Genomic DNA, 5,433 nt, shown 5'->3' on the forward strand with positions numbered 1-5,433 from the left:
TTAGAAAGATTTATGAAACCTCAGAGAATCCGACAGAAGGACTGCTATCCATCTCGGAATGGTTGGCAAAATCCTCCAGTGTTTTTACCAAGAGTTGTCAAACAATCCGAAACTGGTTTGGAGAAATAATTAGTTATTTCGAGCGAAGGACAACGAATGGGGTGGTCGAGGGAATCAACAATAAACTTAAACTAATAAAACGGAGAGGCTATGGCTTTAGAAACTTTCGAAATTTTTGGGTTAGAAGTATGTTATCTTGGCATCTTGTCTGTTGATTTAGCATAAAGGGTAACGAAGAGCCAAAAGTTATTGGAGTTCTTAGAGGGATGTAATGCCCGTTGATACGGTAGAGTATAGCCCTTTAAAGCTAAGAGCAAAACGTGACGGGAAAGCTAACCTAGATTTCGCTTCCCCTTGTTCTATTGATCGCATCCCCTAGTTTTTTACCGGTCGAACCAGCGATCGATACTGCTCCAAATGCAGTTGTTAGGGATATGGGCAGCGATCGCTGTCCGGTTAGTGGATATGTTCGGCAATGATGCCAGTGCCACGGTTAAGGTGAGGTGGTAAATAGAAGTCGGTACAAATTTCATGAATAGCCGTACTCTTGAAGCATATCCAAAATTTCTGGGTCGTTCTCGTGTTGAAGAATTTGATTTACATCAAATAGCTTTATTAAACCAGATGTAATAAGTTCTTGAATCGCATTGAAGCGCCAACTATCGTCAGGATGATCTTGCGCGACAAACCACAGAAAATTGCCGACTTCTAAGGGGTGTTTATTGATTGCATATTGAACTAAAGACATCCATTCATCAAATGGTATGTTTTCAATAGCTTCGAGTACATTACTTGGTGATTCATTCTTCTGTAGCCGATATAGCCCCGCTGCAATTTGTGGGTGGAAAGCCCAATCTAAAGGAAATATATGCCGCGCAACCGAGAGCCATTGGGCTTCCAATGCTTCTTCGATGGTCATTATTCTAACGTCAGTTCGGGATAAGGGAGGAAAGAAAAGGCGGGGGCTAGTAAGCTGAAAAATATATAAACTCAGCACCCCCAACCCATCTATGTCTAGTCTAGAAGCTCTTTTCTGTCCTGTGGATGACGGATGCCGTGTATTTGAACCTAAATTAGAACAGACAAGGCTTTCAGCCGATAATAAAGCTCGTAAACGTGGCAAAATCTTGACTTTAAGCGAAATTATGACCATCCTGATCGCTTTCCATCAAAACCACTACCGTAATTTTAAACATTTCTACCTCGATCATGTTTGTGTCTACTGGCGACAAGAGTTCCCTCAACTGCCTAGCTATCAACGTTTTATCGAATGGATACCCTCGACTCTCATCCCCTTATGCGTTTACTTGAAGCATTGTTTTGGTCGTTGCACGGGGATTAGCTTTGTCGATGCCACCAAAATTCAGGTCTGCCATAATCGCCGCATCAGTAGTCATCGGGTGTTTGACAATTTAGCCGCACGGGGAAAAACCTCTGTGGACTGGTTTTTTGGCTTTAAACTGCATTTAGTGGTGAACGAGGAAGGAGAATTGCTCAACGTTCACCTTACCCCCGGCAATGTGGACGACCGCAAACCCGTGAACAAATTGCTACAATCCTTGTTTGGCAAAGTTTTTGCTGACCGAGGTTATGTCTCTCAATCCCTGGGGGAGGAACTGCTCAAAGATTTTGGTATTGAGTTTTTTGCTAAACCCAAGCGGAACATGAAAAATCGCTTAATCCGCCTTTATGACAAGCTTTTATCCCGTAAGCGTTCTATTGTCGAGACTATTATTGACCAACTCAAGAACATCTCTGGGGTTGAACATTCCCGCCACCGCAGCCCTGTTAATTTTTGCGTTAATCTTCTCTGTGGTTTGATTGCTTACTGTCACCAGCCGAAAAAACCCTCCTTGAAGATGGAATGGGCTTTACCCCCCGCTGCTTAACCCGAACTGGGGTTGAATACAGTGGAATGTACGATTAGGGAGGGAAGTTATCGTTTTTCTAAGATAACTCGACCGACCCAACTGCAGCAAAAAGCGTTAGATTTATTGGGAGTTTCCCTGATTTGTACCCAGTAACGGGGTGCTGGAAATTCTCTTAATCCCTTCTACAGCACAGGTTATGGCTTTTTGTCAACGGGGAAGTCCAGTTATTGAAGCAACATAAAGAAACAGGAGATATCCGTCCTCGTCCACAAGGGGGAAGTCCGCCAACCAAGTTAAATAGTGAACAACTGATAATTTTAATAGAAATCATCGAAGCTAACAATGATGCAACTCTCGAAGAATTATCGGACTTACTGTAGGAAAAGACACAGGTGAAAGTCAGTAGAGATACCCTGGGGCGGCTTACGCAAAAACTCAATTACAGTTTCAAAAAAAAAACACTACACGCGGCGGAAAAAGAAAGTGACAGAGTACAGCAAAAAAGAGTGGAATACTGGTCAGAAGTTAGGGAAATTGAGGCATCAAAACTAATTTTCATCGATGAATCGGGGGTAAATTTAGCTCTTTTGAGACTCTATGCTAGAGCCTTAATTGGCCAAAGAGCTAGGGGAAGAAAACCACAAAAAAGAGGGAGAAATATTTCAATAATTAGTGCTATAAGCTTAGAAAAAGTTGTGGCATCAGTCAACATATACGGTGCAGTGGATGCGGTAACATTTGAAGGATTTATTCTGAAGGAAGTGCTGCCAAAAATTAAAGAAGGAGACTGTTTGCTCATGGATAACGCCAAGATTCATCTCGGAGAAATGGTCAGAGAAATAATCGAACAAGAAAAAGCTAGACTCATCTATTTACCTCCTTATTCTCCCGAATTCTCTCCTATTGAAAACTTTTGGTCAAAAGTCAAAGCGATATTAAGAAAACTGAAGGCAAGAACTTACAAAGACTTAATAGAAGGGATTGAATTAGCTATGTTAGAAGTTACTCAAAAAGATATTCGCAATTGGTTTACTCACTGTTGCTACTGTACCTCATGAGTCAGAGAATTGCTATAGCTAACGTTTTTAGTCTCTAAGCATTTATACTTATTGCAAAATTGGGGTGCTTCCTTTTAATAGGGGGTTATTTGTATTTTATCTACCAAGAATTCTTGCTTTTTGAGAGTCCTAAAAGCGTGTTTAACAATCCAATAAGTTTCTTTTGTCGGTGACTCATTTTGCCAACGTTTACAGGTATTTATTACCCAATCTGGACAAGATTTACTGGCATCATTTAACCAATTAGCAACCGAACGCTGTACATAATTACTGGAATCTGAACGAACGAATTCTAAGATGGTCAGACCTGTTTCAGGTTTTTCTTTCAAAGTCGGAATATGTTTACACCAAACACCACGAGGACGAGTAGCTTCTACCGCACAGCGTCGAATATTAGGATCTTGGTCTTTAACCCACTCTGTCAGTAAATCGAAGCTATGAGCTAAATCCTCGACAAGATAGGGTCGAAGAGCATACCAGGCGCATTCTCTGACAGATACGCTGCCATCTGCAGCAAACCTAACCATTATTTCCAATCTTTGGCGTAAGGAAAGAGTCTGGTTAGCGGCTATACTAAAAGCAGCCCAAGCTCTAACCATATCAGAAGTATGGTTAGCAAGAATTTCAAAAATTTCCGTTCGATTTTCCTCTTTTTCTAGAGATTGAAAGAGCATTTCACCAATACCTTTGAGTCGTTTTGTAATTCCTTGGTCTTGAAGTTTTAAACTTTGCTCATAAAGACTCCCGATTTGCTTTTCCCAACCTATTTCTGTCAAAATATTCCGCAGCAGAACAGGCAAATCAATGGCTAACCATTCTACGAGATTCACTGTCTCGATTTTTCCTTGATTGAGGACAATTAAGACCTCCTCTGGAATTTCAGATTTTCTGGGATATCCTTTCCTGGCTCTGAGTTTTTCAAGTGGAAGTTCGGTAAGCATCAATTCCCTCCATGACTTGGCTAATTAATAGGCTTCTTCGATTTGTCTATGCAACGTACAGGATTATGAGGAATGAAACTCTCATATAGAAAGAGATTTAGCGATTTTTGTCAATTGTTTTTGCTCTAGAGCGAACTAATCAATTAAGTCTCTTGTCAGATTAAGGATTTAGTCGATTTATGCTCCCCTATCGAATCATACCAAGTAACGGTTCATCTGAGTTTATTATACTCGATGTTCCAATTATCTGAAAATCTTATCTGGCAAGGGATTAATTCAATTTAAAGCTGGAAAAAACAGGAAAAATTGATAGCAGTTTTTATCAGAATGAGGTATGGGCAAGGGGCTTAAACCATTTGTTAGCAAAACTTATCGATACCTCAGTAACGTGAAAAGTGCTATATCTGGAAGGTGTTTCAAGCCTTTAAGCTCCTGATAAAACGCCGAGAAGCATACCAAATTCAGAAGAGTCAAAGTAACAAAGAACCATTAATAGTGAACCTTGAACTTAAATGCAGAAAAGTCATCGTTGTTTCATCAATCAGGGAAATAAATTCTTGGCAATCTGGTTCATTCATAAAGGACTGACTTGCTTTTTTAGCTGAAGTTATATTCCGCCAATGTACAATGTCTGCCCATTTGTCTCCCGTTTCAGTAACACTGAGTTCTCGGCTTAAAAACCCGTCCATTTTTTGCAAAATGGGGTTAGTTTTTTTCACTGCTGCCATCAAACTTGACTGGCTGACACCTGCTTTAGCCTTGAAAATTACTAGTTCTATGATGGTATTGTCCATATGTTATTCTAGGAAAGATTGCTAATTTATCTGACTCTACCGAACCTGTCATGGAAAACTATTAACAACTCATGCTTGTAAAGTTTGTACAGAGAGGGAGCTTAGGGATTTGGCTCTTCTAGACTGATTATAGCAAACTAGGAGTTTAAATAAGCATAAACCCTTAAACACAGAAATGTTGAATCTCGTAACAAAACTTTACATTTAAGAACATGACAACCCCAGAACGCCATTTTTCAGATTGAATAGACAATTTTCCTAAACCAGTGTACATAGCTGATATGTTAACACATAAAACTCTGTAAATAGCGCAATTTATCTAATAAGCTTTTACCAAATACTTCTTCAATATCTATTAGCTGCAAAATTAAATAAGCAGTGTTGCTCCTTTAAGAGCCAGTTTTAGATTGTCGATAATATCATCGGGTAATTTTGAGAGATTGGCCAGGGTTCTTTTTTTCACTTGATCTCCTTCTCGGTAGGACTCCCGAAGAAGAACAGCGGGGGGGGAATTACGCAGCAATTCTCATTTTGAAAACAAAAGAAGATAAAGTTCTCTTGTTCACATAGAGAACTTCTGTCTAATTATCATTTTTTTTCAAGATAATCATCATAATTAGCTTCAAGAGACAGTTTTAAAATATCTGCCCATAAAAAACTTATCTCAACTCATAAATTTAGCTGAAATTCTGACCTAATTTGTGGTTTT

The 5,433-nt window shown here is 39.6% G+C and carries 6 protein-coding genes and 2 pseudogenes; 3 read left to right on the plus strand and 5 right to left on the minus strand.

Annotation, left to right across the window (positions count from 1 at the left end; all coding sequences use genetic code 11):
- Nucleotides 1-275: transposase (locus tag O9295_RS24560; RefSeq protein ID WP_288035930.1), on the plus strand; the 275-nt coding region annotated here is incomplete at its 5' end.
- 168 nt (nucleotides 276-443) lie between these two features.
- Here O9295_RS24560 and O9295_RS24565 read toward each other — a convergent pair.
- Both O9295_RS24565 and O9295_RS24570 read right to left on the minus strand, forming a co-directional pair.
- On the minus strand, nucleotides 444-593 hold the full coding sequence (locus O9295_RS24565; RefSeq protein ID WP_172456267.1) for a hypothetical protein: 150 nt from the start codon (nucleotides 591-593) through the stop codon (nucleotides 444-446).
- Entirely contained in the window at nucleotides 590-979 is a 390-nt protein-coding gene (locus tag O9295_RS24570) for a hypothetical protein (RefSeq protein WP_193960480.1), read from the minus strand. The genes O9295_RS24565 and O9295_RS24570 overlap by 4 nt, the downstream gene beginning before the upstream one ends.
- A 91-nt stretch (nucleotides 980-1,070) precedes the next feature.
- Between O9295_RS24570 and O9295_RS24575 the strand changes: the two genes are divergently transcribed.
- Both O9295_RS24575 and O9295_RS24580 read left to right on the plus strand, forming a co-directional pair.
- Complete coding sequence (locus O9295_RS24575) at nucleotides 1,071-1,949, plus strand: IS982 family transposase (RefSeq protein ID WP_193960481.1); 879 nt, start codon at nucleotides 1,071-1,073, stop codon at nucleotides 1,947-1,949.
- A 203-nt stretch (nucleotides 1,950-2,152) separates the two neighbouring features.
- Nucleotides 2,153-2,989 (plus strand): annotated as a pseudogene (locus O9295_RS24580) (IS630 family transposase); the annotation flags it as partial.
- A 74-nt stretch (nucleotides 2,990-3,063) separates the two neighbouring features.
- Here O9295_RS24580 and O9295_RS24585 read toward each other — a convergent pair.
- The 3 genes and pseudogenes from O9295_RS24585 to O9295_RS28000 all read right to left on the minus strand — a co-directional run.
- Nucleotides 3,064-3,930 (minus strand): DNA alkylation repair protein, encoded by an 867-nt coding sequence (locus tag O9295_RS24585; protein WP_159250596.1) that lies wholly within the window; start codon nucleotides 3,928-3,930, stop codon nucleotides 3,064-3,066.
- A gap of 470 nt (nucleotides 3,931-4,400) precedes the next feature.
- On the minus strand, nucleotides 4,401-4,724 hold the full coding sequence (locus O9295_RS24595) for an antibiotic biosynthesis monooxygenase family protein (RefSeq protein WP_159250597.1): 324 nt from the start codon (nucleotides 4,722-4,724) through the stop codon (nucleotides 4,401-4,403).
- Between the two features lie 376 nt (nucleotides 4,725-5,100).
- Nucleotides 5,101-5,247: pseudogene (locus tag O9295_RS28000) on the minus strand (IS1634 family transposase N-terminal domain-related protein); the annotation flags it as partial.
- Between the last annotated feature and the right edge of the window lie 186 nt (nucleotides 5,248-5,433).

The sequence above is a fragment of the Microcystis sp. LE18-22.4A genome (assembly GCF_027531105.1).
GTDB classification, from domain to species: domain Bacteria; phylum Cyanobacteriota; class Cyanobacteriia; order Cyanobacteriales; family Microcystaceae; genus Microcystis; species Microcystis aeruginosa.